Source organism: Mesorhizobium sp. P2_D5, assembly GCF_056404355.1.
Genome location: NZ_JBFUEE010000001.1, coordinates 553,468 through 576,314 on the forward strand (window position 1 = coordinate 553,468; position 22,847 = coordinate 576,314).

The window sequence follows — 22,847 nt, forward strand, 5'->3', positions numbered from 1 at the left end:
ACGATGCGGGCATTGGTGCTTGAGAAGAAGGGCGAACTGGCGCTGCGCGAGATCGCGTTGCCGCTCGACGTCGGGCCGGACGACGTCAGGATCGCCATCCACACGGTCGGTGTCTGCGGCAGCGACGTGCACTATTACACCCATGGCGCCATCGGCAGTTACGTCGTGCGCGCGCCGATGGTGCTCGGCCATGAAGCGTCCGGAACGATCACCGAAATCGGCGCCAATGTCAGGACGCTGAAGGTCGGCGACCGCGTCTGCATGGAGCCCGGCGTGCCGAACCTGTCCTCACGCGCGACAAAACTCGGCATCTACAATGTCGACCCGGATGTCAGCTTCTGGGCGACGCCGCCGGTTCACGGCATTCTTGCGCCTCAAGCCGTTCATCCCGCCGCGTTCACTTACAGGCTGCCGGACAATGTCTCCTTCGCCGAAGGGGCGATGGTCGAACCCTTTGCCATCGGCATGCAGGCCGCCGCCCGCGCCCGCATCGTTCCCGGCGACGTCGCGGTTGTCGTCGGCTGCGGCCCGATCGGCATCATGATTTCGCTCGCTGCCCTTGCCGGCGGCTGCTCGAAGGTGCTGATTTCCGACTTCTCCGCCCCCAAGCTCGAAATTGCGGCGCGTTATGCGGGCATCGTGCCGGTCAATATCGGCGAGCAGTCACTGGTCGATGCGGTTGCGGCGGTCACCGACAATTGGGGGGCGGACATCGTCTTCGAGGCCAGCGGCAGCCCGAAGGTGTTCGCCAATCTGTTCGATGTCGTGCGTCCCGGCGGCGCGGTGGTCCTTGTCGGGCTGCCGGTGGAGCCGGTGGCACTCAACGTGCCGGCGGCCATATCGAAGGAAGTGCGGATCGAGACGGTGTTCCGCTACGCCAACATCTTCGACCGTGCCCTGCAACTGATCGCATCCGGCAAGGTCGACCTCAATCCGCTGATCACCGGTACATACCCTTTCAGCGAGAGCATCGAGGCTTTCGAGCGCGCGGCGGCGGCGCATCCGGAAGACGTCAAGCTGCAGATCCTGATTTCCGACGAGAAGACCTGACCATGTCCGCGATTACCTGCTCCCATGTCGAGAAATCCTATGGCGCCACGACCGTCATCCGCGACCTCAATCTGAGCATCGAGGAACACGAATTCGTCGTCTTCTTGGGGCCTTCCGGCTGCGGCAAGTCGACCTTGCTGCGCATGCTGGCGGGGCTGGAGGATATCAGCGGCGGCGAGGTCTCGATCGGCGGCAAGGTGGTCAATGACCTCGACCCGGGCGATCGCGGCATTGCCATGGTGTTCCAGAACTATGCGCTCTACCCGCATATGACGATCTTCGACAACATCGCCTTCGGCCTGAAGCGCCAGAAGGTGCCGATGGCTGAAATACAACAGCGCGTCGAAGCGGTTTCGAAGACGCTGGGCCTGGACCCTTATCTCGGCCGCAAGCCGTCCGCACTGTCCGGCGGCCAGCAGCAGCGCGTGGCGATTGCCCGCGCCATGATCAAGACGCCGAAGGTCTTCCTGTTCGACGAGCCGCTGTCCAATCTGGATGCCAAGCTTCGCAACCACATGCGCGTCGAGATCGCCCGGCTGCACCAGTCGTTGAAGACGACCACCGTCTACGTCACCCACGACCAGTTGGAGGCGATGACGCTCGCGGACCGCATCGTGCTGCTGCGCGATGGCAGGATCGAGCAGATCGGCTCGCCGGCGGAAATCTACGAGCGGCCAGGCAATCTGTTCGTCGCCGGGTTCATTGGAACGCCGAACATGAATTTCATCGACGTCACGGTCGGACGAAAGGAAGACCGCTGGACGCTGACGAGTGCCGGATCGATCTTTTCCATCGAAGGCTCCCGCTTCGATCTGCAAGGCGTCCAGCGCGCAGTGCTTGGCATCAGGCCTCCGGACCTGAAGACCGCCGGCCCTGAAGCCGGCAACCTTCTGGAAGGCACGGCCGACCTCATCGAGTTTCATGGCAACGACGCACTGGTGATCTTCGGTTCCGGCGGCAAGGAAATCAGCGCGCTGGTGCCGACCCGCGAATGCCCGGCCGTCAACAGCAATGTCCGCTACACCGTTGACGAAACGAGCCTTCATCTGTTCGATGCCGAGTCCGGCGCGTCCCTGCTGAGCCAATAGAGCATGATGCCGGAAAGTGTGAAGCGGTTTCGGACGACATGATGCTCCATCTCTTTGATTTAGAGACGTGCGCTACCGTATCGCGTCCAGCATCTGCCGCTGCCGGTGCATCTCCAGGAAAATCCTGTAATCGCGGTCGAAACGCCCGGCCGATTTCGGGTTCGACGCACGCGTCCTGCCGCCCTGCTGCATGGCAAGGCAGGCGGCGTTGAGGTCCGGGAAAATCCCGGCCGCGGTGGCGGCGACCATGCCGGTGCCGAGCAGCACCGCTTCGTCGGCCAGCGGCTCGACCACCGTGCAGCCGGTGGCGTCGGCATAGAGCTCCATCAGCAGCGGGTTCTTGGTGTGGCCGCCGGTGACATGCAGCGTGTCGATCAGGTAGCCGTTTTCGTTCAACGCCTCCAGCACATGCCGCACGCCCAGCGCAATGCCGACAGCGGTGCGCCAGTAGAGCTTGCACAGGCTGTCGAAGGACGAGTCCAGCGTCAGCCCGCTGACCACGCCGACGGCGTGCGGATCGGCGAGCGGCGAACGGTTGCCGTGGAAGTCCGGCAGCACATGCAGCCGTGCCGCGAGCGCCTCGCCTTCGGCGGTGCGCAGTTCGGCGACACGCCTGGCGATCTTGGCATGCATGGCGGCGTCCGGCTCGCCGCCGGCGCCGTGCCAGCGGATGATATGGTCGAGCAGGGCGCCGGTGGCGGACTGCCCGCCCTCCGAGAGCCACAGCTTCGGCAGCGCCGCGCCGTAGTAGGGACCCCAGACCCCGGCGAAGGGTTGTGGATCGGGCGACATCGCCATGACGCAGCTCGACGTGCCGGCGATCAGCGCCAGGTGGCGGCCGATGTCCTGTTCGTCGCCGGCAAACCCGCCGAGCACGCCAAGCGCGCCGGCATAGGCATCGATGACGCCGGCGCCGACCCGGCATTTCTGCGTGAGGCCGAGATCCGCCGCCGCTTGCGCCGTCAGCGGCCCGATATCGGTGCCCACCGGACTGGCCCTCTCGGGCAGGTTCCCATGCTCAAAAAGATCGTCGAGGCCGACGAGCTCGAAGAAATCGCGGCGCCAGCCAGTCTCCTCATGCGCCAGATAGGTCCATTTGGCGGTCAGCGTGCATTGCGAACGAGCCAGCGAGCCGGTCGCCTGCCAGGTCAGCAAGTCGGTCAGGTCGAATAGATAGCCGGCTTCATTCCAGATCTTCGGCAGGTGCCGTTTCAGCCACATCAGCTTCGGTGTCGCCATTTCCGGTGACATGACGCCGCCGACATAGTCGAGCACGGCGTGGCCGCTGGCCGTGCATTCGTCGGCCTCGGCGATGGCGCGGTGGTCGAGCCAGACAATGGTGTCCCATCGCCTGTCGCCGGTGACCGAGACGCTGAGCTGTTCGCCTTGCCGGTCGCGCACGACCAGCGAACAGGTGGCATCAAAGGAGATACCGACGACATCTTCGGCGGCGACGCCGGCTTTTTCGCGCGCGGCACGCACGGCGATGCAGACGGCGGACCAGATATCGCGCGAATCATGCTCGGCGTGATCGGGCTTCGGCTGGTTCATGGCGATCGGCCGTTCGGCACGGCCGAGCAAGGTGCCGCTGGTGTCGAGAATGCCCGCGCGAGCGCTCCCGGTGCCGACATCGACCGCGCAAACGAACTGTTTCAAGATGCTCTTACTCTCGCTCCCAGGCCTGCAATCAGATCGGGCAATTGCAGCATGTCAGCGAATATAAAGTCCGGTTCACTCGACGCAAGCCGCGCTTGCAAGGTCGGGTTGCCGGCATGCGAGCCGCCGGTGAAGGCAAAGACGCGCATGCCCGCCGCCCGCGCCGCCGCGATACCGGCCGGGCTGTCCTCGACGACGAGGCATTTGCGCGGATGGGCTCGCATGCTGGCGGCGGCATGGAGGAACAGATCCGGCGCGGGCTTTCCCGTGGTTACCATAGCGGCGCTGAACAGATGCGGCTCCATCAGCCCGAGCAATCCGGTGACGTCGAGGGCGTAGCGGATGCGGTCGAGCGTGCCCGAGGACGCGACACAGAACGGCAGCCCGAGCCTCGGCAGCATCTCCTTGACACCAGGGATCGGCTTCAGCTCCTCGCGAAACCTGCGCATCAATTCGACGCGCATGTCGGTGAGCTGGCTGTCGGTGATTTCAAGCCCGAAGTCGCGGCCGAGGATCTCGCGCACGCTTTTCATGCTCTTGCCGAGGAAATGCTCGTAGGCGACATCCTCGCCGATGCTTCCGCCGGCAAGCCGGATCATGCCAAGCAGCGCCGAGACGGAGAGCGCCTCGCTGTCGACGAGCACGCCATCGCAATCGAAGATGACCAGTTCAGGCGTCATGGCGCCGAAAGGTCTCAGAGCGCGCCGGCGAGGTAGCGCGTCAGCGTCGCGCGCGTGCCGTTCGCCCACAGCACGTTGAGCGCATGGGCAAAGGCCTCGACAAACGCCGTGGCGCGGCCGACATCGCCATAGATGTCCTCCATGGCAAGCCAGGCGGCCGGCGCGTCCTTTGCCGCCCTTGCCGTCGCCTGCAGCCGGTCCCAGCTCGGGTCGTTGGCCTCGATGACGGCGCCGCTGTCCGTCGTGCCGAAGCAGTAGCGGCACCAAAGGGCCGATTCCAGCGCCAGGCCGGCGACGCCCTTTCCGGCCTTCAGCCGGTCGGCAATGGTCGGGATGATGAATTTGGGCTGGCGGTTGGAGCCGTCGAGGCAGAGCCGGCGCACCGTGTCGCCGATCTTCGGATTGGAGAAACGGCTCTCGATGAGCTGGTAATAGTCCTCCAGGACCGTGTCCGGTACTGGCGGCACGGTCGGAATGATCTCTTCCCGTTCGAGCTTGGCCAGAAAGCCGCTGACCAGTGGTTCCTGCATCGCCTCATGGACGAAATGGATGTCCATCAGACCGGCTGGATAGGCGATGGTGGCATGGCCGCCGTTGAGGATGCGGATCTTCATCAGCTCGTAGGGCGCGACGTCCTTGACGAACTGTACGCCGACCTTCTCCAGTGGCGGCCGGCCGTCGGTGAAATGGTCTTCCAGCACCCATTGCCGGAACGGCTCGCAGAACACCGGCCAGTTGTCCTCCAGCCCGAACTCACTGGCGAGGATGCCGCGTTCGCGATCCGTGGTGGCCGGCGTGATGCGATCGACCATGCCATTGGGAAAGGCGACATGCTCGCTGACCCAGTTTGCCAGATCCTCGTCGATCAGCCGGGCAAGGCCGATGACGCCATCGGAGGTGACGTGGCCATTGTGGGGAATGTTGTCGCAGGACATGACGGTGAACGGCACGACGCCGTCATCGCGCCGGCGGACCAGCCCGGCGAGGATGATGCCGAACACCGTCTTCGGCGTGGCGCCCGGCTGCGCGTCGGCGACGATGTCGGGATGGGTCGGGTTGAAGACGCCGGAAGCCGGGTCGATGAAGTAGCCGCCTTCGGTGATGGTCAGCGAAACGATCTTGATCGCCGGGTCGGCGAGCCGTTCGATGATACCGGCCGCATCGCCCGGCATCAGGAAGTCGATCATGACGCCGGTGACGCGGGCACTCATATGGCCGCTATCCTGTTCGACCACGGTGGTCAGCCAGTCCTGCTCCTCCAGTTTGCCGCGGCCGATCTTCTCGCCCTCGAACACGCCGGCGCCGACCAGCGCCCAGTCATGGCCGATGCCCGAATTGAACAAATCGTCGAGATAGACGGCCTGATGCGAGCGGTGGAAATTGCCGACGCCGAAATGGACGATGCCGGGCTTGAGCGCCGCGCGGTCGTATTTGGGACCGGCAACCTTGGCGGGCAGCTTGGCGAGGTTGGAAGACGAGAGTTTCACGGTCATCTGTTTTACCCTTTGGCCGGCTTCGGCCTTCGTTTGTCGGCCTCTGCTCCCCGCGGAGGGACGAGGAGCAGAGACCACCCCCGCCCTCAACTCATCCACTGGCCGCCATCGACATTGTAGGTCTGGGCGACGATGTATTCGGCATCGCTGCTGGCGAGAAAGACCGCCATGCCGGTGAGGTCATGCGCCGTGCCCATGCGGCCATACGGCACCGCCTCGCCAACCAGCCTCTTCTTCTCGCCCTTCGGCCGGTTCTCATACTTGGCAAACAGCGAATCGACGTGATCCCAGTGCTCGCCGTCGACGACCCCAGGGGCAATCGCGTTGACGTTGATGCGGTGCTTGATCAGGTCGAGCCCCGCCGACTGGGTCAGCGAGATGACAGCGGCCTTGGTGGCGCAATAGACGCCGACCAGCGCCTCGCCGCGCCGTCCTGCCTGGCTCGCCATGTTGATGATCCTGCCGCCCTTGCCCCGCGCGATCATCGAGCGGCTTGCTGCCTGCATCATGAACAGCGTGCCGGCGACGTTGACGGAAAACAGTCTGTCGTAGCTTGCCTTGGTGATCTCGACGATCGGCGCGAGATCGAACAGGGCGGCGTTGTTGATCAGGATGTCGAGGCCGCCGGTCGTCGTCTCGACGGTTTTCACCGCCGCCTCGATGGAGGCGAGGTCGGTGACGTCGAGCTTGACCGCATAGGCCTTGCCGCCGATCTCGGCGGCTGTCTTCCGCGCAGCCTCGAGATTGATGTCGGCAATGGCAACGGTGGCGCCTTCGCCGGCATAGGCTTCGGCGAAAGCTCTGCCGATGCCACGGGCCGAACCCGTGATCAGCGCGGATTTGCCGGCCAGGCGCATCCTCACATCGCCTTCCCGTCAGCGCCGAAGCGATGCAGCTTGGCCTTGTCGGGCGTCAGGTAGATGGTGTCGCCGTGGTGGACGGCGAGTTCGCCGTCGGCGCGCACCGTCAGCGGACCGACGCCATCGGCCTGGACATGCAGGAAGGTGTCGGAGCCGAGATGCTCGGCAACGCCGACGATGGCTTTCCATTCGCCCGCCGTGGTCGAGATCTCCATATGCTCTGGACGGATACCGATGGTCTTGGCGCTGTATTTGGCCGCCGGCGCCCCTTCGATCAGGTTCATCTTCGGCGAGCCGATGAAGCCGGCGACGAACAGGTTGCGCGGCGTCTTGTAGAGCTCCATCGGCGAGCCGACCTGCTCGATGTTGCCGGCGTTCAGCACAACGATCTTGTCGGCCATTGTCATGGCTTCGACCTGGTCGTGGGTGACGTAGATCATCGTCGTCTTGAGCTGATGATGCAGCTCGCTGATCTCCAGCCGCATCGTGCCGCGGAGCGCCGCGTCGAGGTTGGACAGCGGTTCGTCGAACAGGAAGGCCGAGGGCTGGCGCACGATGGCACGGCCGATGGCAACGCGCTGGCGCTGGCCGCCGGAGAGCTGGCCGGGCCGGCGTTCGAGATAGTTGGTCAGGTTCAGGACGCGCGCCGCATCCTTCACCTTCTTGTCGATGGTCGCCTGGTCTTCGCCCGCCATCTTCAGCGGGAAGGCGATGTTCTTGGCCACCGTCATGTGCGGATAGAGCGCGTAGGACTGGAACACCATGGCCAGCTTGCGCTTGGCCGGCGCTTCGCCGGTGACATCGCGGCCATCGATGTTGATGGTGCCGCCGCTGGTGTCCTCCAGCCCGGCGATCAGGCGCAGCAGCGTGGACTTGCCGCAACCCGAGGGGCCGACGAAGACGACGAACTCGCCATTTTCGATCACCAGGTCGAGGCCGGGGATGATGATCGTCGATCCAAAATGCTTGGAGACGTTCTTGAGCGTGATGTTTCCCATGGTTTCCTCCCCGAGGGCTTATTTCTGCCGGATTGCGTCAGGCAATTTCTGTTACTTCACCGCACCAAATGTCAGGCCGCGCACCAGCTGCTTCTGGCTGAACCAGCCCATGATCAGGATTGGGGCGATGGCCAGCGTCGAGGCGGCCGAAAGCTTGGCCCAGAACAGGCCTTGCGGGCTTGAGAACGAGCTGATGAAGGCGGTCAGGGGTGCGGCGTCCGTGGTGGTCAGCCGGATCGTCCAGAACGCCTCGTTCCAGGCCAGGATGATGTTCAACAGCATGGTCGAGGCGATACCCGGCACCGCCATCGGCGTCAGCACATAGACGATCTCGTTCCACAGCGAAGCGCCGTCCATGCGCGCCGCTTCCAGGATCTCGCCCGGGATTTCGCGGAAGTAGGTGTAGAGCATCCACACCACGATCGGCAGGTTGATCAGCATCAGCATGACCATCAGGCCGACGCGGCTATCGAGCAGCCCGAAGTTGCGGAAGATCAGGTAGATCGGGAACAGCACGGCGACCGCCGGCATCATCTTGGTGGACAGCATCCACATCAGGATGTCCTTGGTCCGCTTGGTCGGCGAGAAAGCCATCGACCATGCCGCCGGAATGGCGACCAGCAGGGCCAGGATGGTCGAGCCGACCGAGAGCAGCACCGAGTTGAAGAAGAACTTGAAGTAGCCGCTCTGCGCCTGAACCTCGGTGTAACTCTCGAACGTCCCCGACGGGATCAGGTTGAAGCCCTGGATCGCTTCCTGCTCCGACTTGAACGAGGTGATGATCGTATAGAGGATCGGGAAGAAGATCAGCAGCGCGACGATCCAGGCGGCAACGGTCGCGATTGTCTTGTGCTGGGTGGTGACTGCACGTGCCATCTCAATCTCCCTTACTTGTCCAGGTTCTTGCCGACGGCGCGCATGGCGAAGAAGGCAACGATATTGGCGAGAATGACAGCGATGATGCCGCCGGCGGATGCCTGTCCGATTTTGAACTCCAGCAAGGCCTTCTGGTAGACCAGGAAGGGCAGGTTGGTGGAGGCGTATCCAGGACCACCATTGGTGGTGACGAGGATCTCGGCATAGACCGACAAAAGGAAGATCGTCTGGATCAGGATGACGACGGTGATGGCGCGCGACATGTGCGGCAGCGTCAGGTAGATGAAGCGGCTGATGAAGCCGGCGCCGTCCATCTCGGCGGCCTCTTTCTGCTCACCGTCGAGCGACTGCAGCGCGGTCAACAGGATCAGCGTCGCGAAGGGCAGCCATTGCCAGGCGACGATGATGATGATCGCTGTCATCGGATGCTGCCCGAACCAGTCGATCGGCTGGGCCCCGAAGAAGCGCGCTATGTCGGCAAAAATCCCGTATTGCGGGTGCATGATCATGTTCTTCCAGACCAATGCGGCCACCGGCGGCATGACGAAGAACGGCGAGATGACGAGGATGCGGACAATGCCTTGGCCCCACATCGGCTGATCGATCAAAAGCGCCAGCAGGATGCCGCCGATCACCGTGATCAAGAGCACGCTGATCACCAGCGTAAGCGTGTTGAGGATCGATTGCAGGAAGGCCGGGTTGGAATAGAACAGCGCGTAGTTCGAGAAGCCTACGAACCCGTCGCGGATCGGGTTGAGCGGGTTGTACTGCTGGAAGGAGAACCACAGCGTGAGCGCCAGTGGAACAACCATCCAGACCAGCAACAGCACGACAGATGGCGCCATCATGAAACGGGCAAGCGAACGGGTCTGCTGAGTAGCCATGACGGTCACCCTTCAATGGTCAGACTGAATTTTCAAAAGGCGTTAAAGGCGGCCGCCCGAACTGGGACTCGGGCGGCCGTTGCCGGTCAAGGAGGCGACCGGCATTCGGCACCGGGAGGAGCCTACTTGATATAACCGCCTTCGGTCATTGCCGCGGTGGCAGCGTCCTGGGCCTGCTTCAGGGCATCGTCGACGCTCGACTGGCCGGCGAGAGCCGCCGAGAAGAGTTGGCCGACGGTGGTGCCAAGTCCCTGGAATTCGGGGATGGCGACAAACTGCACGCCGACATAGGGCACCGGCTTGACGGTCGGATGCGTCGGATCGGCGGCATTGATCGAGTCCAGCGTCATCTTGGCGAACGGAGCCGCCTTCTGGTAGTCGGCATTGGCGTAGAGCGAGGAGCGCGTGCCGGGAGGAGCATTGGCCCAGCCTTCCTTCGAGGCCACCAGTTCGGCATAGTGCTTGCTGGTTGCCCAGGAAACGAACTTCTCGGCGGCATCTGCCTTCTGTGTGCCGGCAGGAATGGCCAGCGACCAGGCCCACAGCCAGTTGCCGCGCTTGCCCAGGCCATTGTCGGGCGCCAGCGCATAACCGACCTTGTCGGCGACGGTCGAGTTCTTCGGGTCCGATACGAAGGATGCGGCGACCGTGGCGTCGATCCACATGCCGCACTTGCCCTGCTGGAACAGCGCCAGGTTTTCGTTGAAGCCGTTGGACGATGCGCCCTCGGGGCCGTCGGCCTTCATCAGGTCGACATAGAACTGCAGGGTGTTCTTCCATTCGGGCTGGTCGAACTGCGGCTTCCAGTTCTCGTCGAACCAGCGTGCCCCGAAGGAGTTCGACATGGCGGTCAGGAAAGCCATGTTCTCGCCCCAGCCGGCCTTGCCGCGCAGGCAGACGCCGTTCACGCCATTGGCGCGGTCGGTCATCTTGTCGGCGGCCTGCTTGATGAAGTCCCAGGTCGGCGCGTCGGGCATCTTCAGCCCGGCCTTGTCCATCAGGTCCTTGCGGTACATGACGAAGGAGCTCTCGCCGTAGAAAGGCGCTGCATAGAGCTTGCCGTCAACCGAAAGACCGCCGGCAATGGCGGGGATGATGTCCTTGGCGTCGTAGTCGTCGCCGAGCTTGTCGAGCGGCAGAAGCCAGCTCTGCTTGGCCCAGATCGGGACTTCATAGGTGCCGATCGTCATCACGTCATACTGGCCGCCCTTGGTGGCGATGTCGGTGGTGACACGCTCGCGCAGCACATTTTCTTCGAGCGTGACCCAGTTGAGCTGGATGTCGGGGTTAGCCTTGGTGAAGTCTTCCGTCAGCTTTTGCATGCGGACCATATCGCCATTGTTGACGGTGGCGATGGTGATGGATTCGGCATGTGCGGCGAAGGCAAGAGCGCTGGCCGACAACAAGCCCAGGGTGAGCGTGCGAAGTTTCATCAAATTCCTCCCATGAACCAAGATGAGCATTTGCCTTGGCTATGAGCAATTACTCACTTGGCGTTAATTATGTCAAGCCCGATTCGATGCTGCAGCGCAGCACTCGGCGGTGTCGACGGGACCATCGGTGCGTGAAAATTGCCAAGCCGACTTCGCCGGTCCCGGGCATTCAGGCGACAGGACAGCTATCAGGCGACAGGGCAGGATTGGCTTGCCGGAGGACTTGCCTGTCAGCAGGCGATTTCGGTCAGCAGCCAGTCGCGGAAGGCGCGGATCTTCGGCACGTTGCGGCGCGCTTGGGGATAGACCAGCCAATAGGCGTGGCCATCGTCGCCCACCAGGTCGAAAGGCTGGATCAGGCGGCCGTCGGCGAGTTCCGCCTTGAACAGCGCCCGGGTCAGGATCGCCACGCCATGGCCGGCGATGGCTGCATTGGCCTCATAGGCCTGCGCGCCCATGCTGCTGCCGGGCCGTTTGGCAAGGTCGTGCGAGTTCACGCCGGCAGCCGAAAACCACTCGGTCCACCAGATGTCGCCGGGATCGAGGATCGGCAGCCGCAACAGGTCGGCCGGCTCTTTGACGCCGCCGATGCTCGCCGCCAGTTTCGGGCTCAGCATCGGCGTGAAATCGGCATCGAGGAGCTTGTAGGCTTCCAGGCCCGGCCATTTGCCGCCGCCCGAACGGATGGCGAGATCGACATCCTCGCGGGCGAAGTCGGTCAGGCGACTTGACGTCTCGAGCCGAACGGCAAGGGAGGGATGAGCGATCTGGAACGAGCCCAGATGGTGCGCCAGCCAGTTCGAGGCAAAGGTCAGCACTGTGGTGACGCACAGCAGCCCGTCGGCGCCGCCGCGCGCCGCGGCGTAGGCCTGACCAAGAAGGGCAAAGGCTTCACTGACCCCCGGGGCAAGGCGCTGTCCGGCTTCGGTCAGCACAATCTGCCGCGGCCGGCGCAGGAACAGCGGCGCGCCGACGCGCTCCTCCAGCACCTTGATCTGATAGCTGACCGCCGCCTGCGTCATGGCGAGCTCCTCGGCGGCCTTGGTGAAGGAAAGATGCCGCGCCACCGCGTCGAACACCCTGATCGCCTGCAGCGGCGGGAGTTGGGAGAGCTGTCGCGAGCTGAGGTCAGGCATAAAACCTCCTTATGGGCCATAACAGATGTTCGATTGGCAAAGCCGGCCGGCAAGACCGACATTCAGGGTCAACCATTCATTCGGGTTCAGGATAGCGAAGGTTGACGATCATGACCATGGCGCAGCAAAAGTGCACTCCCGCTCCGGATCATCGCTGGATTTCGTGGCTCACGGACGGATTGGGCTGGTTCGCAATCAGAAAACGGACGCATCTCGACATCAGGGACCTGTCGCCGCATCTGCAGCGCGACGTCGGCTTCCTCGACGGCAACGACCCTTTTGGGCGAGGCAAATAGCCCGGCTGGCTTTATCCGAAATCAGTCGCGCCGGTGTCCTGCGATCGATGGCGGCCCGGTCAGACGCTGGCCAGCAGGGCAGCCGCCGTCCGCTCGTCGGTGATGAGGCCGTTGATGAGCCGCCGGTTGGCCGCCGCCAGGATACCCGGCAGTTTGCGTTCGCCCATCGCCAGTGCAATCACCAGTGATTTTTCGCGCGATGGCAGCGAAGCCGACGACACCCGGTCGTTGGTGATGCCCTCGATCATGCGGCCTTCGCGATCGTAAACCCAGCCGACGATTTCGGCGATGCCGCCGGCCTTCTGCAGCGCCTTCAATTCACTTTCGGAAATGAAACCGTCCTCATAGAGCGGTGCCTTGGGGCCGAGATCCCCAATGCCGATGAAGGTGACGTCGGCCTCGGCGGCCAGCGCCAGCGTCGGCTGGATCATCGGCTGGTTGAGCAGCATCTCGCGCTCCTCCGGCGAAGAGGCGATGACCGGCAGCGGCATCGGGAAGGATCGCGCCTTGACCCGGTCGGCCATGGTGAAGATGACGTTGTAGAAGGCGGCCGAGCCGTCCGGCGAGATGTTGCCGGTCAGGGACACCACCTTGTGCTGCGGGCATTCCATAGGCGGCAACTGTTCGATCGCCGCTTTCAGCGTGCGGCCGGTGCCGATCGCCATGACGATCGGTGTCGGCGAGCGCAGCCGCCGCTCGATCTCGGCCGCGGCCGCCTCGGCGATGCCGATGGTGGTGGACGATGAATTGGGATCGCTCGGCACCACCTCGACCAGGTCGAACGCGAAGCGCGATCTCAACCGCGCCGCCAGATCGAGGCAGTTGGCGATGGGATGGTCGACACGGACCTTGATCAAGCCTTCCGACACCGCCAGCGACACCAGCCGCTGCGCCGTCTGCCGCGATATGCCGAGCGTGGTGGCGATCTGGTCCTGCGTGTTGCCGGCAACATAATAAAGCCAGCCGGCGCGTGCCGCGTCGTCCAGCCTGTTGCTGCCGCCATCCTGCCGGGTATTCACGTCCTGCCTCCCGAAACCGCCGGTCATGAGCGCGGTCCGCGTCTACTCTTGCAGGGAACGGGCCGCTGCGCAATTGTCTATCTCAAGGGCAATTGCTTGCAATCCTCGGCACAGACGGCGCGCAAATTTCCTCCTCCGGCGATGATTGCGCCGGAGAAAGACCATCGCTTTCAGTTCCGACGGCCGGCACGTTCTGCGATCGGGAAGGTTTATCTCCCCGCGTAAACCCTTTAAGGGATCGCAAAAAGGAGCCTTGCATGACGCCGAAAGCGGTTTTCTGGGATATGGACGGCACGCTGGTCGACAGCGAACCGCTGCACGAGGCCGCCTTGGTGGCGGCGATGCGCAATGTCGGCCTCGTCCCGCCGGCCGACCTGCATGAGCGCGTGCTCGGCGTCGCCGCCTGGCCGGTCTATGAGATGATGCGCGACGAGTTCGGCCTGGACCTGCCCTTCGACGACTGGATCGTCCGCAAATACGAGCACTATCTGCCGCTGGTCAAGCGCTTGCAGCCGCGCCCCGGTGCGATCGAAATCTTCAACGACTTGCGGGCAAGGGGCGTGGCGCAAGCCGTGGTGTCGAATTCGGACCGCATGATCGTCGACGCCAACCTTCGGATGGTCGGGCTGACCTATCCCGGCATGAAGACGATCAGCCGCAACGATGTGCGCGAGGGCAAGCCGCACGCCGAACCCTTCCTGCGCGCCGCGTATCTCGCTGGCGTCGCTCCCGCGCAGGCGATAGCGATCGACGACAGCTGGCCGGGCGCCATGGCGGGGCTGGCGGCAGGCATGACGACGATCTTCTGGCCGGAAAAGCCGATGGAAGGCCCGCCCGGCGCTATCGTCATCAACAGCGCCGAGGAATTGCGCACCGAACTCGGGCTTTAGCCTTCAGAGGCTCAGTTGCGGTAGACCGGTTCCTGCTCGTCGAGGATCGCCTTCAACTCGCTGAGATGGCGTTCGGCCTGGCCGGGATAGTCGTCCATCTCGCTTGCGGTCTTCTCGGCGATCGCGTCGGACAGCGTGCGCAGCGGGCGGCCGGTCCACAGCGCCTTGATGTAGGTCTCGGCGGCACGCTCGAAATAGAACATGCGGTTGAAGGCATCGGCGACCGTGTCGCCGATGACCAGCACGCCGTGGTTGCCCATCACCATCACCTTGACCTTGGGGTCGACGAGGAGCTGCGAGCAGCGTTCGCCCTCCTCCTCGAAGGCCAGCCCGCCATAATGGGCATCGACGACATGGCGGTTGAAGAACATCGCCGAGTTCTGGTCGATCGGCGGCAGGCGAGAGTCGGCGAGCGATGCCAGCACCGTGGCGTGGATGGAATGCACATGTATGACGCAGCGCGCGTGGCGGACGTTGCGATGGATGGCGCCATGCAGCCCCCACGCCGTCGGGTCGGGCGCATTCGGCCCCGAGAGCGTATCCGGATCGTTGGCGTCGATCATCAGCAGGTCGCTCGCCTTGATGCGCGAGAAATGCACCTGGTTGGGGTTCATCAGGAACTGCGTGCCGTCGTCATTGACCGCCAGCGAGAAATGATTGGCCACTGCCTCGTGCATGTTGAGCCTTGCCGTCCAGCGAAAGGCGCAGGCGAGGTCGACGCGCTCCTCGTAGAAGGGCAGGTTGGTCAGCGTTTCCTTTTGCAGGCGGGCGATGCTCATCGAGGACACTCCGTGAAAGAGGCGAGAATGCCGCGACCAGCCCTGCCTCGCAACCGCTTTCGCTTGGTGCAGGGACCGACGCCGATGTCCTTGCCTATGCCGCCGTGCTGGCAGCGGCGCCGGCCCGCAGGCCGCCATGCTCGACGATGAAGTCGATGACCTCCCGCAGCCCTTTGCCGCGCGACAGGTCGGTGAAGCCGAATGGCCGCTTGCCGCGCATGCGGCCGGCGTCGCTCTCCATCACATCGAGATTGACGTTCACATAGGGCGCCAGATCGCTCTTGTTGATGACCAGGAAATCGGAGCGGGTGATCGCCGGCCCGCCCTTGCGCGGGATCTCCTCGCCCTGGCAGACCGAGATGACATAGAGCGTCAGGTCGGCGAGATCAGGCGAGAAGGTGGCGGCGAGGTTGTCGCCACCGGATTCTATGAAGACGATGTCGAGATCCGGGAATTTCTTGTTCATCTCGGCGATCGCCTGCAGATTGATCGAGGCATCCTCGCGGATCGCGGTATGCGGGCAGCCACCGGTCTCGACACCCATGATGCGATCCTCCGGCAGTGCCTGCAGCCGGGCAAGCATCATGGCGTCTTCCTTGGTGTAGATGTCGTTGGTCACCACGGCGATCGAGAATTCGTCGCGCAGCGCTTTGCACAGCTTTTCGGTCAGCGTCGTCTTGCCTGAACCGACCGGACCGCCAATGCCGATGCGCAGCGGGCCATTTTTCTGTGTCATGCGGGAAACTCCGTGATGGCGAGGATGGCAAAGCCGAGCCCGATCAACAGGCACAGCGGCGAGTAGTAGCGCAGGTCGAGCCGCGCGAAAGGCTGTTCCGGCGCCAGCCGCCGCCACCATGGCGTGAAGCCGGCAATGCCGCGCCCCAGAAACACCAGCCCGATGAGCAGCGAGGTGGCGGCGAGGCCCTCCCTGGGGAAGGGCGAGGCAAAGACCCCTTCAAGCGCCAGCGGCCACAGTGTCGCCAGGGCAAGGCATGCCGCAACGGCGAAACTGGCGAAAGGGGTCGGCATCTCATCGACGCCGCGAAAGCCGACGACGGCATGGGCGCAAGAGGCCGCATCCTTGCCCGGCCAGATGCCGCCAATGCCCCAATAGACATGCAGCGCCGTGATCAGCAGCAGGACAAACGATAGCGCGAAGGCGAGAAAAATCATGAACGGAACAACCGCGAATACTGGGTTTCGTGCTTCATAGCCATGATTTCGGAGACAAGGGCGCAGCCGCCGAGATCATCCAATGCCGAGCGCGCGGCGCGGCCGGCTGTCGACAACGCCAGCGGCTCGAAGCCGGCAAGCAGCGCGGTGGCCTTGCTCTGGCCAACGATGCCGAGCCGGATCGCGGCCTGGACGAGGTTGGAGAAGAAGGCCTGCAGGAACGCGGACAGCGCGTCCTGAAGCGCAATTGAATGGCCGCCTGCGATGGCGCCGACGGCGACACAATAGGCGCATTCGGCCGGCAGGCGCTCCAGCACGGGGCTGGGCCAGGCTGCCGCCGCTTTGAGAAAGGCGGCGCCTTGCAGCATGGCCTCGGTGTGGCGTTCACGCGAACTGGCGAGCGCCTCGGCAAGTGTCGCTATTTCGTCGAGATCACCGTCGTTGCGCGCGCGGCGCCAGCTCTCGGCGAACAGCACGGCGTCGTTCCAGCCCGAACCCATCTCGACCAGCGTTTCCAGCCACCCGGCGAGGGTTTTCGCGTCGGCAACCAGCCCGTCATGCACCGCGCGTTCGAGACCGTGGCTGTAGGAAAAGCCGCCGACCGGAAAGGCCGGCGACAGCCACGCCATCAGCCGCAGCAGGGCGATGTTGGAAGGCTGGTCACTCATGATCGTGGTGGTGGCCAGCGTGGGAATGCGAATGGGAAAGGGATTCGCTGTGCGCGTGGGAATGCGCTTCACCATGGCTGTGCGCGTGCGCCTCGGCGTGCGCATGGCCGTGATCATGGCTGTGTCCACCGTGGCCGGAATAGGCGCCGCGCACCGGCTTGAACGGCTCGGAGACATCGGTCACCGTGGCCCCCAGCCCCTCCAGCATCGCCCTGATGACATGGTCGCGCAGGATGAGGATGCGCCCGGCCTCGATGCTCGCGGCGAGATGGCGGTTGCCGATATGCCAGGCGAGCTCGGCCAGATGCACGCCGTCGCGAGCGCGGATGTCGTAGACATCCTCTGGCGCCGCAATGATCTCGATGTGGCGGCCATCCTCCAGCACCAGCCGGTCGCCATCGTTCAGGGCGACGGGCTCGGGCAGGTCGACCAGCACCTTGCTGCCGTCGGCAAGTTCGATCGCCCGGCGGCGCAGATGCCGCTCGTCATGGGCGAGAACGGCGCGGCCGGATGGCGCGGTGGTCCCGGCATTGCCCGCGGTCAGCACCGAGACGGCGCGGGGAAATTTGGTGAAGTCGGTGCGGATGTCGAGCTTCATTTCATGGATCCCCCATTGGCTTGCGCCCGCGCACGGGCGGGCCGCGCCAGCACGCGGTCGAAATAGGTGTTGACGCGCTCGGATTCGATTGGAAACCGCCCGGCGCGGGCCCAGCCGGCCATATCGCCGAGCAACACGTCGACGGCCGAAAACCGGTCGCCCAGTGCGAACGGCTTGTCGCCCAGCCGCCGGTCCAGCGCCTTGAGCTCGGACGCGAAGTCGTAAGCCGCCGCGGGGCCGACATCGACCCGCACCTCCTTCGGCAGCAGGAAGCGATGGCGCAGCTTGTTCCAAAGCGGTGCTTCGAATTCCGATTGAGCGAAATGCATCCAGGAGTCCATTTCGGCACGCCCGGCAACGCCCGGACTGGCGCCCATGCCCTTGTCGGCGTGCTTGTCGGCGAGATAGACGCAGATCGCAGCCGAATCCGTCACCGTCACTTCACCGTCGATCAGGATCGGCACCTTGCCCGACGGGTTGAGCGCATAGGCTTCCGGCGAGCGCAGCTTGACCTCGACGAATTCATAGGGCTGCCCGAGTTCCTCGAGCATCCAGAGAACGCGGCTGACCCGGGATCCACGCGATCCGACGGCCTTGTACATGCGCAAACCTGCCTTTCCCTGGAAGCCTAGACCATCCCTCACTTCATCCCAATGGGCGCTTGTCAAAGTGCTACAGCGTCCTTTGCGCGTCGGAAAGACGCGCGGCGCTGTAGTCAAACGATCGTGTCGAAGAGCCGCAGGATGAACGATATCTGATAGACGAGCGCGGCCGCGACAAAGGCGATGTGGAAGCGGCGGTCTTGCACCAGGATCGCGGCGATGCACAGCGCGACGAAGACCGGCGTGCGGAACAGATATTCGTTGCCGAAGCGGGCAAAATGCTCCGGTCCCTTCAGCAGCGTGTCGATCACGTCGAGCAGATAGGTCGCGGCCAGCAGGCCGAAGAACCAGGCCCGGCGCGAATAGAAGAAATCCTCGTAGCTGGTGTAGTCCAGCATCGAATCCGGAAACAGAAGCGCGCAGAGCAGGAACAGCGTGATCGCATAGAAGATGATGAACAGGTACTTGCCGAAGGTCCAGGTCTCGATGGCGTAGAGGCCGAACTCCCACCACCAGAAATGCACCAGCATCAGAAGCACCGAAGCGACCCAGGCCAGGTGCACGGGATAGAGCCGGTACTGGGCGGGATGCTGGACGATGCGTGCCACCCCCGACAGCAGGCGGGCGACGCCAAGCCCGATCACCATGCCCATGACGATGCGAATATGCGGAAAGATGTCGTGGGCGGAAGTGATTTCGGTGGCCATGCTTGATCACATCGGACCTGTTCGTCGGCCGCATATTGCTGCGTCCCACCAGGGGCCGCAACGGATATTGCACCGGTCGGCTCGCTAGCCAATTCGGCATCAGAACAGAAAATACCGCTGCGCCATCGGCAGCACAGTCGCCGGCTCGCAGGTCAGCAGCTCGCCGTCGGCGCGGACCTCATAGGTCTCGGGATCGACCTCGATATGCGGCATGGCGTCGTTGAGCACCATCGAATGCTTGCCGATGCCGCCCCGGGTGTTCTCGACAGCGGCGAACTGCTTGTCGACACCGAGCCTGCCATGCAGCCCCGACTCGAGCGCCGCCTTGGAGACGAAGGTCACCGACGAGTTGGTCCTGGCCTTGCCATAGGCGCCGAACATCGGCCGGTAGTGCATCGGCTGCGGTGTCGGGATCGAGGCGTTGGGATCGCCCATTGGGGCAGCAGTGATCATGCCGCCGATCAGCACCATGTCCGGCTTGACGCCGAAGAAGGCCGGGTTCCACAGCACCAGGTCGGCGCGCTTGCCGACCGCGATCGAACCGATATCCCTGGACAGCCCATGCGCGATGGCCGGGTTGATGGTGTATTTCGCGATGTAGCGGCGGACGCGGAAATTGTCGTTGTTGCCGGTCTCCTGCGGCAGCGCGCCGCGCTGGCGCTTCATCTTGTCGGCGGTCTGCCAGGTGCGGATCGCCACCTCGCCGACGCGTCCCATGGCCTGGCTGTCCGACGAGATGATCGAGAAGGCGCCGATGTCGTGCAAAATATCTTCCGCCGCGATGGTCTCCTTGCGGATGCGGCTTTCGGCGAAGGCGATGTCCTCGGGGATCGACGGCGACAGATGATGGCAGACCATCAGCATGTCGAGATGCTCGGAGAGCGTATTGACCGTGTAGGGCCGGGTCGGATTGGTCGAGGACGGAATGACGTTGGGCAGCCCGCAGACCTTGATGATATCAGGCGCATGGCCGCCGCCGGCACCCTCGGTGTGGAAGGCATGGATGGTCCGGCCCTTGATCGCCGCCACAGTGTTCTCGACGAAGCCGGACTCGTTCAGCGTGTCGGTATGGATCATCACCTGCACGTCGTAATCGTCGGCGACCGACAGGCAGCAGTCGATGGCCGCCGGCGTCGTGCCCCAGTCCTCGTGCAGCTTCAGCGAACAGGCGCCGCCGAGCACCATTTCCTCGAGTGCCGCAGGCAGCGAAGCGTTGCCCTTGCCCGACAGGCCGATGTTCATGGGGAAGGCGTCAAAGGACTGGATCATGCGGGCCATGTGCCATGGCCCCGGCGTGCAGGTGGTGGCCAGTGTGCCGTGCGCGGGGCCGGTGCCGCCGCCAAGCATGGTGGTGATGCCGCTCATCAGCGCTTCCTCGATCTGCTGCGGGCAGATGAAATGGATATGCGCGTCGAAGCCGCCGGCGGTCAGGATCTTGCCCTCGCCAGCAATGATCTCGGTGCCCGGGCCGATGATGATGGTGACGCCATGCTGCATGTCCGGATTGCCAGCCTTGCCGATTGCCGCGATGCGGCCGTCGCGCAGACCGATATCGGCCTTGAAGATGCCGGCGCTGGCATCCACCACCAGCGCATTGGTGATGACGGTGTCGACCGCGCCTTGCGCGCGTGACACCTGGCTCTGGCCCATGCCGTCGCGGATCACCTTGCCGCCGCCGAATTTCACCTCCTCGCCATGGGTGGTGAGATCTTTCTCGACCTCGATGAACAGCTCGGTGTCGGCAAGCCGAACGCGGTCGCCGACGGTCGGGCCATACATTTGCGCATAGGCGGCGCGGGTAACTCTGGCCATCAGCGATTGCTCCCGAAATGTGGTTTGCCGAAATGCGATTTGCCGAATTGCGATTTGATTGAAGCCTGGCTGCACATTGTCGCCATCCAATGGTCACGCAATGACCCGCTGGCCGACACCTTCTCATCCGATTTGACGGTTGAGGTTAGGGCGTCACCCCAAACCGACCGTTTGCCAAATCGATGGAAGGAAAATCCATGCGCAAGACGATATTGATTGCAGCCGCCGCCACGCTGATGCTGGCGGGCGCCGCCAGTGCCCAGCAGCAACCCGCGCAACAGCCCGCTCCGGCGCCGACCACGCCTGCCCCGGCCGCGCCCAAGGCTCAGCCTGCCGTTCCGACGATCCAGAGCGTCAACATCGTCGACATCACGGAGCTGCCAAAGGACACCCAGACGCAGGTCAACCAGGTGATCGCCCAGCGTGGCGACGCCGGCCTGCAGAAATTGCGCAGTTCGATCGACGCCACGCCCAAGGTGAAGTCCGCGCTCGTAGCCAAGGGGCTTAGCTCGGCGCAAGTCGTCGCCGCCAGCATGCAGCCCAATGGCGCGCTGACCCTGATCACCAAGAAGGCGAGCTGATGACGCGGCGCGGCGGGCCGGCGTCCGGCCTGCCGCCTGCAGAGGGAAAGGAACCTTGGCAGGGCTGGATTCGTTTCGCCTTTTGAGTGTCGAAACAAATCTCGAAAGCGAGCGATGACCATCATCACCTTGCCCGACCTCCGATGGCTGCATGCCATTGCAGCGGCTGCGTTTCTGTCGGCGAGCCTGCCCCACGCCACGTTGAAAGCGCAGGGCCTTGAAAGCCCGGAGACCGTCAACCGTATCGTCGGCTCGGACGTCAAGCAGGAAGAAGCCAACGCCACCGCCGAAGCCGGCAACGTCAACACGGCGATCGACCGGACGCGCGAAAACATCGGCACGGTGCGCAAGACGTCCAAGCTCGACAAGGTCGAGATCGTGCTCCTCACCGATGCGGCGCGTAGCGAAGGCGGCCCGCCGCCGGTGATCGAGAGCAAGGTCAAACAGCATCAGGACGACATTGCGGAATTGCGCAAGGAGATCGAGGCCAACGCGCTGCTGTTCAACGCCATCGAGTCGCGGCGCGTGCTTGCACAGGACGTCCTCGCCGTCGAATTCGACGATCCTGGAAAGATCGTCATCTACGCCGCGGCCAAGCCGTCGGACTGAGTCGATAGCGCCAGTCATTCTTGGGCGACATGCATGAGACGCCATCGATCTCACAGCCTGCCCATCACCTTCTGCTGAAATCCGTAGACCTCGCGCTTGCCGCCGATCGGCACCAGCGTCACGTCGCGCTCCTGGCCAGGCTCGAAGCGCATGGCCGTGCCGGCGGCGATGTCGAGGCGCATGCCGCGCGCGCGGTCGCGGTCGAACTTCAGGCCCTCATTGGTCTCGAAGAAATGATAGTGGCTGCCGACCTGGATCGGCCGATCGCCGCTGTTGGCCACTTTCAGGGTGACGGTCGGCAGCCCCTTGTTCAATTCGATGTCGCCGTCTTTGGGGATGATTTCGCCCGGGATCATCGTGCCTCACAACATGCCGAAGACAAGGCCGACACCGACCGCCGCGCAGGCCGCACCGGCGGCGCGGGCCAGGCCACGGAACCTGACGCCAAGCCCGAGCCCGGCAGCGATGCCGGTGGCATGCAGCAGCGCTGTCGCGAGGGCAAAGCCGGCCATATATTCGAGCCCGCCGGCATTTTCCGGCACCTCGGTGCCATGCGCATGGCCGTGGAACAGCGCGAACAGGCCAATGATGGCGACGCCGGCCGAGACCGGCAGATCGACTGCCAGCGCCACCAGCAGCCCGAGCGCCACGACGGACGCCAATATGCCGGGTTCGACCAACGGCAGCGGCATATGCAGCATGCCGAGCCCGCCGCCGACCAGCATCACGCCGACAAAAGCCGCCGGCCAGGCCCAGATTGCCTTGTCGCCCTTGAGCGCCGCCCACAGGCCGACCGCGATCATCACCGTCATGTGATCGAGGCCGGAGAGCGGGTGCATGAAGCCGGCCATGAAGGAGGAGGTCGTGCCGATGCCGACATGGGCATAGGCCGGCATGACTGCTGCCAGCAGCAGGATCCCCGACAGGCACAGGCGTTTGGCGGACATCATTCTATTTGC

Annotated in this window: 26 protein-coding genes; 6 read left to right on the top strand and 20 right to left on the bottom strand. The window is 64.0% G+C overall.

The window, feature by feature from the left end; genetic code table 11:
* Positions 1–3 precede the first annotated feature (3 nt).
* Together AC1DYW_RS02675 and AC1DYW_RS02680 are read left to right on the top strand one after the other, a co-directional pair.
* Positions 4–1,050 carry an NAD(P)-dependent alcohol dehydrogenase gene (locus AC1DYW_RS02675; RefSeq protein ID WP_477225018.1) on the top strand — a complete coding sequence of 349 codons (1,047 nt, stop codon included), beginning with the start codon at positions 4–6 and terminating at the stop codon, positions 1,048–1,050.
* 2 nt (positions 1,051–1,052) lie between these two features.
* Positions 1,053–2,138, top strand: coding sequence for an ABC transporter ATP-binding protein (locus AC1DYW_RS02680; RefSeq protein WP_457150826.1), 1,086 nt, complete (start codon positions 1,053–1,055; stop codon positions 2,136–2,138).
* Positions 2,139–2,210: 72 nt separating this feature from the next.
* Here AC1DYW_RS02680 and AC1DYW_RS02685 read toward each other — a convergent pair whose 3' ends face one another.
* The 9 genes from AC1DYW_RS02685 to gcvA form a co-directional block, all read right to left on the bottom strand.
* A complete protein-coding gene (locus tag AC1DYW_RS02685) occupies positions 2,211–3,797 on the bottom strand; it encodes an FGGY-family carbohydrate kinase (protein ID WP_477225565.1) in 1,587 nt (528 codons plus the stop codon).
* Positions 3,791–4,474 carry an HAD family hydrolase gene (locus AC1DYW_RS02690; RefSeq protein WP_477225019.1) on the bottom strand — a complete coding sequence of 228 codons (684 nt, stop codon included), beginning with the start codon at positions 4,472–4,474 and terminating at the stop codon, positions 3,791–3,793. The genes AC1DYW_RS02685 and AC1DYW_RS02690 overlap by 7 nt, the downstream gene beginning before the upstream one ends.
* Positions 4,475–4,488: 14 nt before the next feature.
* Positions 4,489–5,967 carry a mannitol dehydrogenase family protein gene (locus tag AC1DYW_RS02695; RefSeq protein ID WP_477225020.1) on the bottom strand — a complete coding sequence of 493 codons (1,479 nt, stop codon included), beginning with the start codon at positions 5,965–5,967 and terminating at the stop codon, positions 4,489–4,491.
* An 86-nt stretch (positions 5,968–6,053) separates the two neighbouring features.
* Positions 6,054–6,824: an L-iditol 2-dehydrogenase gene (locus tag AC1DYW_RS02700; RefSeq protein WP_477225566.1), complete on the bottom strand. Its 771-nt coding sequence runs from the start codon at positions 6,822–6,824 to the stop codon at positions 6,054–6,056.
* 2 nt (positions 6,825–6,826) lie between these two features.
* Positions 6,827–7,825, bottom strand: coding sequence for an ABC transporter ATP-binding protein (locus AC1DYW_RS02705; protein WP_095083372.1), 999 nt, complete (start codon positions 7,823–7,825; stop codon positions 6,827–6,829).
* Between the two features lie 51 nt (positions 7,826–7,876).
* Entirely contained in the window at positions 7,877–8,701 is an 825-nt protein-coding gene (locus tag AC1DYW_RS02710; protein WP_095083370.1) for a carbohydrate ABC transporter permease, read from the bottom strand.
* Positions 8,702–8,712: 11 nt separating this feature from the next.
* Entirely contained in the window at positions 8,713–9,585 is an 873-nt protein-coding gene (locus AC1DYW_RS02715) for a carbohydrate ABC transporter permease (RefSeq protein WP_477225021.1), read from the bottom strand.
* Between the two features lie 122 nt (positions 9,586–9,707).
* Entirely contained in the window at positions 9,708–11,018 is a 1,311-nt protein-coding gene (locus AC1DYW_RS02720; RefSeq protein WP_477225022.1) for an ABC transporter substrate-binding protein, read from the bottom strand.
* Between the two features lie 230 nt (positions 11,019–11,248).
* A complete protein-coding gene (gene gcvA / locus AC1DYW_RS02725) occupies positions 11,249–12,154 on the bottom strand; it encodes a transcriptional regulator GcvA (protein WP_477225023.1) in 906 nt (301 codons plus the stop codon).
* A 110-nt stretch (positions 12,155–12,264) separates the two neighbouring features.
* On the opposite strand from gcvA, the gene AC1DYW_RS02730 reads away from it, so the two are divergent.
* Entirely contained in the window at positions 12,265–12,450 is a 186-nt protein-coding gene (locus tag AC1DYW_RS02730) for a hypothetical protein (protein ID WP_095084331.1), read from the top strand.
* 59 nt (positions 12,451–12,509) lie between these two features.
* Here the strand turns inward: AC1DYW_RS02730 and AC1DYW_RS02735 are convergent, their stop codons facing one another.
* Complete coding sequence (locus tag AC1DYW_RS02735) at positions 12,510–13,469, bottom strand: sugar-binding transcriptional regulator (protein WP_457150178.1); 960 nt, start codon at positions 13,467–13,469, stop codon at positions 12,510–12,512.
* A 257-nt stretch (positions 13,470–13,726) separates the two neighbouring features.
* Between AC1DYW_RS02735 and AC1DYW_RS02740 the strand changes: the two genes are divergently transcribed.
* Positions 13,727–14,359, top strand: a complete 633-nt coding sequence (locus AC1DYW_RS02740; protein WP_477225024.1) for an HAD family hydrolase — start codon at positions 13,727–13,729, stop codon at positions 14,357–14,359.
* An 11-nt stretch (positions 14,360–14,370) separates the two neighbouring features.
* Here AC1DYW_RS02740 and AC1DYW_RS02745 read toward each other — a convergent pair whose 3' ends face one another.
* The 8 genes from AC1DYW_RS02745 to ureC form a co-directional block, all read right to left on the bottom strand.
* Complete coding sequence (locus AC1DYW_RS02745) at positions 14,371–15,138, bottom strand: class II aldolase and adducin N-terminal domain-containing protein (protein WP_477225025.1); 768 nt, start codon at positions 15,136–15,138, stop codon at positions 14,371–14,373.
* A gap of 94 nt (positions 15,139–15,232) precedes the next feature.
* Positions 15,233–15,874, bottom strand: a complete 642-nt coding sequence (gene ureG / locus AC1DYW_RS02750; protein WP_477225026.1) for an urease accessory protein UreG — start codon at positions 15,872–15,874, stop codon at positions 15,233–15,235.
* Positions 15,871–16,311 carry a DUF3995 domain-containing protein gene (locus AC1DYW_RS02755; protein WP_477225027.1) on the bottom strand — a complete coding sequence of 147 codons (441 nt, stop codon included), beginning with the start codon at positions 16,309–16,311 and terminating at the stop codon, positions 15,871–15,873. The genes ureG and AC1DYW_RS02755 overlap by 4 nt, the downstream gene beginning before the upstream one ends.
* Positions 16,308–16,979, bottom strand: a complete 672-nt coding sequence (locus AC1DYW_RS02760) for an urease accessory protein UreF (protein ID WP_477225028.1) — start codon at positions 16,977–16,979, stop codon at positions 16,308–16,310. Before AC1DYW_RS02760 ends, AC1DYW_RS02755 begins: the two co-directional genes overlap by 4 nt.
* On the bottom strand, positions 16,972–17,577 hold the full coding sequence (gene ureE, locus AC1DYW_RS02765; RefSeq protein WP_477225029.1) for an urease accessory protein UreE: 606 nt from the start codon (positions 17,575–17,577) through the stop codon (positions 16,972–16,974). The genes AC1DYW_RS02760 and ureE overlap by 8 nt, the downstream gene beginning before the upstream one ends.
* Positions 17,574–18,179, bottom strand: a complete 606-nt coding sequence (locus AC1DYW_RS02770; RefSeq protein ID WP_477225030.1) for a glutathione S-transferase family protein — start codon at positions 18,177–18,179, stop codon at positions 17,574–17,576. Before AC1DYW_RS02770 ends, ureE begins: the two co-directional genes overlap by 4 nt.
* 113 nt (positions 18,180–18,292) lie before the next feature.
* A complete protein-coding gene (locus tag AC1DYW_RS02775; protein ID WP_477225031.1) occupies positions 18,293–18,886 on the bottom strand; it encodes a hypothetical protein in 594 nt (197 codons plus the stop codon).
* Between the two features lie 99 nt (positions 18,887–18,985).
* A complete protein-coding gene (gene ureC, locus AC1DYW_RS02780; RefSeq protein ID WP_477225567.1) occupies positions 18,986–20,701 on the bottom strand; it encodes an urease subunit alpha in 1,716 nt (571 codons plus the stop codon).
* Between the two features lie 194 nt (positions 20,702–20,895).
* On the opposite strand from ureC, the gene AC1DYW_RS02785 reads away from it, so the two are divergent.
* Both AC1DYW_RS02785 and AC1DYW_RS02790 read left to right on the top strand, forming a co-directional pair.
* Positions 20,896–21,279: a hypothetical protein gene (locus AC1DYW_RS02785; RefSeq protein WP_477225032.1), complete on the top strand. Its 384-nt coding sequence runs from the start codon at positions 20,896–20,898 to the stop codon at positions 21,277–21,279.
* 114 nt (positions 21,280–21,393) lie between these two features.
* On the top strand, positions 21,394–21,888 hold the full coding sequence (locus AC1DYW_RS02790; protein ID WP_477225033.1) for a hypothetical protein: 495 nt from the start codon (positions 21,394–21,396) through the stop codon (positions 21,886–21,888).
* Positions 21,889–21,938: 50 nt separating this feature from the next.
* Here the strand turns inward: AC1DYW_RS02790 and AC1DYW_RS02795 are convergent, their stop codons facing one another.
* Together AC1DYW_RS02795 and AC1DYW_RS02800 are read right to left on the bottom strand one after the other, a co-directional pair.
* Entirely contained in the window at positions 21,939–22,244 is a 306-nt protein-coding gene (locus AC1DYW_RS02795) for an urease subunit beta (protein ID WP_477225034.1), read from the bottom strand.
* Between the two features lie 6 nt (positions 22,245–22,250).
* Positions 22,251–22,838: a HupE/UreJ family protein gene (locus tag AC1DYW_RS02800; protein ID WP_477225035.1), complete on the bottom strand. Its 588-nt coding sequence runs from the start codon at positions 22,836–22,838 to the stop codon at positions 22,251–22,253.
* Between the last annotated feature and the right edge of the window lie 9 nt (positions 22,839–22,847).

What these genes read in the sequence shown, in the direction of transcription:
- AC1DYW_RS02730 (WP_095084331.1), top strand. Translation starts at nt 12,265, where the DNA reads ATGACCATGGCGCAGCAAAAGTGCACTCCCGCTCCGGATCATCGCTGG.
- AC1DYW_RS02675 (WP_477225018.1), top strand. Translation starts at nt 4, where the DNA reads ATGCGGGCATTGGTGCTTGAGAAGAAGGGCGAACTGGCGCTGCGCGAG.
- AC1DYW_RS02740 (WP_477225024.1), top strand. Translation starts at nt 13,727, where the DNA reads ATGACGCCGAAAGCGGTTTTCTGGGATATGGACGGCACGCTGGTCGAC.
- AC1DYW_RS02800 (WP_477225035.1), bottom strand. Translation starts at nt 22,838, where the DNA reads ATGATGTCCGCCAAACGCCTGTGCCTGTCGGGGATCCTGCTGCTGGCA.
- AC1DYW_RS02785 (WP_477225032.1), top strand. Translation starts at nt 20,896, where the DNA reads ATGCGCAAGACGATATTGATTGCAGCCGCCGCCACGCTGATGCTGGCG.
- AC1DYW_RS02755 (WP_477225027.1), bottom strand. Translation starts at nt 16,311, where the DNA reads ATGATTTTTCTCGCCTTCGCGCTATCGTTTGTCCTGCTGCTGATCACG.
- AC1DYW_RS02795 (WP_477225034.1), bottom strand. Translation starts at nt 22,244, where the DNA reads ATGATCCCGGGCGAAATCATCCCCAAAGACGGCGACATCGAATTGAAC.
- AC1DYW_RS02680 (WP_457150826.1), top strand. Translation starts at nt 1,053, where the DNA reads ATGTCCGCGATTACCTGCTCCCATGTCGAGAAATCCTATGGCGCCACG.
- AC1DYW_RS02695 (WP_477225020.1), bottom strand. Translation starts at nt 5,967, where the DNA reads ATGACCGTGAAACTCTCGTCTTCCAACCTCGCCAAGCTGCCCGCCAAG.
- AC1DYW_RS02720 (WP_477225022.1), bottom strand. Translation starts at nt 11,018, where the DNA reads ATGAAACTTCGCACGCTCACCCTGGGCTTGTTGTCGGCCAGCGCTCTT.
- ureG (WP_477225026.1), bottom strand. Translation starts at nt 15,874, where the DNA reads ATGACACAGAAAAATGGCCCGCTGCGCATCGGCATTGGCGGTCCGGTC.
- AC1DYW_RS02770 (WP_477225030.1), bottom strand. Translation starts at nt 18,179, where the DNA reads ATGTACAAGGCCGTCGGATCGCGTGGATCCCGGGTCAGCCGCGTTCTC.
- ureE (WP_477225029.1), bottom strand. Translation starts at nt 17,577, where the DNA reads ATGAAGCTCGACATCCGCACCGACTTCACCAAATTTCCCCGCGCCGTC.
- AC1DYW_RS02690 (WP_477225019.1), bottom strand. Translation starts at nt 4,474, where the DNA reads ATGACGCCTGAACTGGTCATCTTCGATTGCGATGGCGTGCTCGTCGAC.
- AC1DYW_RS02790 (WP_477225033.1), top strand. Translation starts at nt 21,394, where the DNA reads ATGACCATCATCACCTTGCCCGACCTCCGATGGCTGCATGCCATTGCA.
- AC1DYW_RS02745 (WP_477225025.1), bottom strand. Translation starts at nt 15,138, where the DNA reads ATGAGCATCGCCCGCCTGCAAAAGGAAACGCTGACCAACCTGCCCTTC.
- AC1DYW_RS02710 (WP_095083370.1), bottom strand. Translation starts at nt 8,701, where the DNA reads ATGGCACGTGCAGTCACCACCCAGCACAAGACAATCGCGACCGTTGCC.
- gcvA (WP_477225023.1), bottom strand. Translation starts at nt 12,154, where the DNA reads ATGCCTGACCTCAGCTCGCGACAGCTCTCCCAACTCCCGCCGCTGCAG.
- AC1DYW_RS02700 (WP_477225566.1), bottom strand. Translation starts at nt 6,824, where the DNA reads ATGCGCCTGGCCGGCAAATCCGCGCTGATCACGGGTTCGGCCCGTGGC.
- AC1DYW_RS02715 (WP_477225021.1), bottom strand. Translation starts at nt 9,585, where the DNA reads ATGGCTACTCAGCAGACCCGTTCGCTTGCCCGTTTCATGATGGCGCCA.
- AC1DYW_RS02775 (WP_477225031.1), bottom strand. Translation starts at nt 18,886, where the DNA reads ATGGCCACCGAAATCACTTCCGCCCACGACATCTTTCCGCATATTCGC.
- AC1DYW_RS02705 (WP_095083372.1), bottom strand. Translation starts at nt 7,825, where the DNA reads ATGGGAAACATCACGCTCAAGAACGTCTCCAAGCATTTTGGATCGACG.
- AC1DYW_RS02760 (WP_477225028.1), bottom strand. Translation starts at nt 16,979, where the DNA reads ATGAGTGACCAGCCTTCCAACATCGCCCTGCTGCGGCTGATGGCGTGG.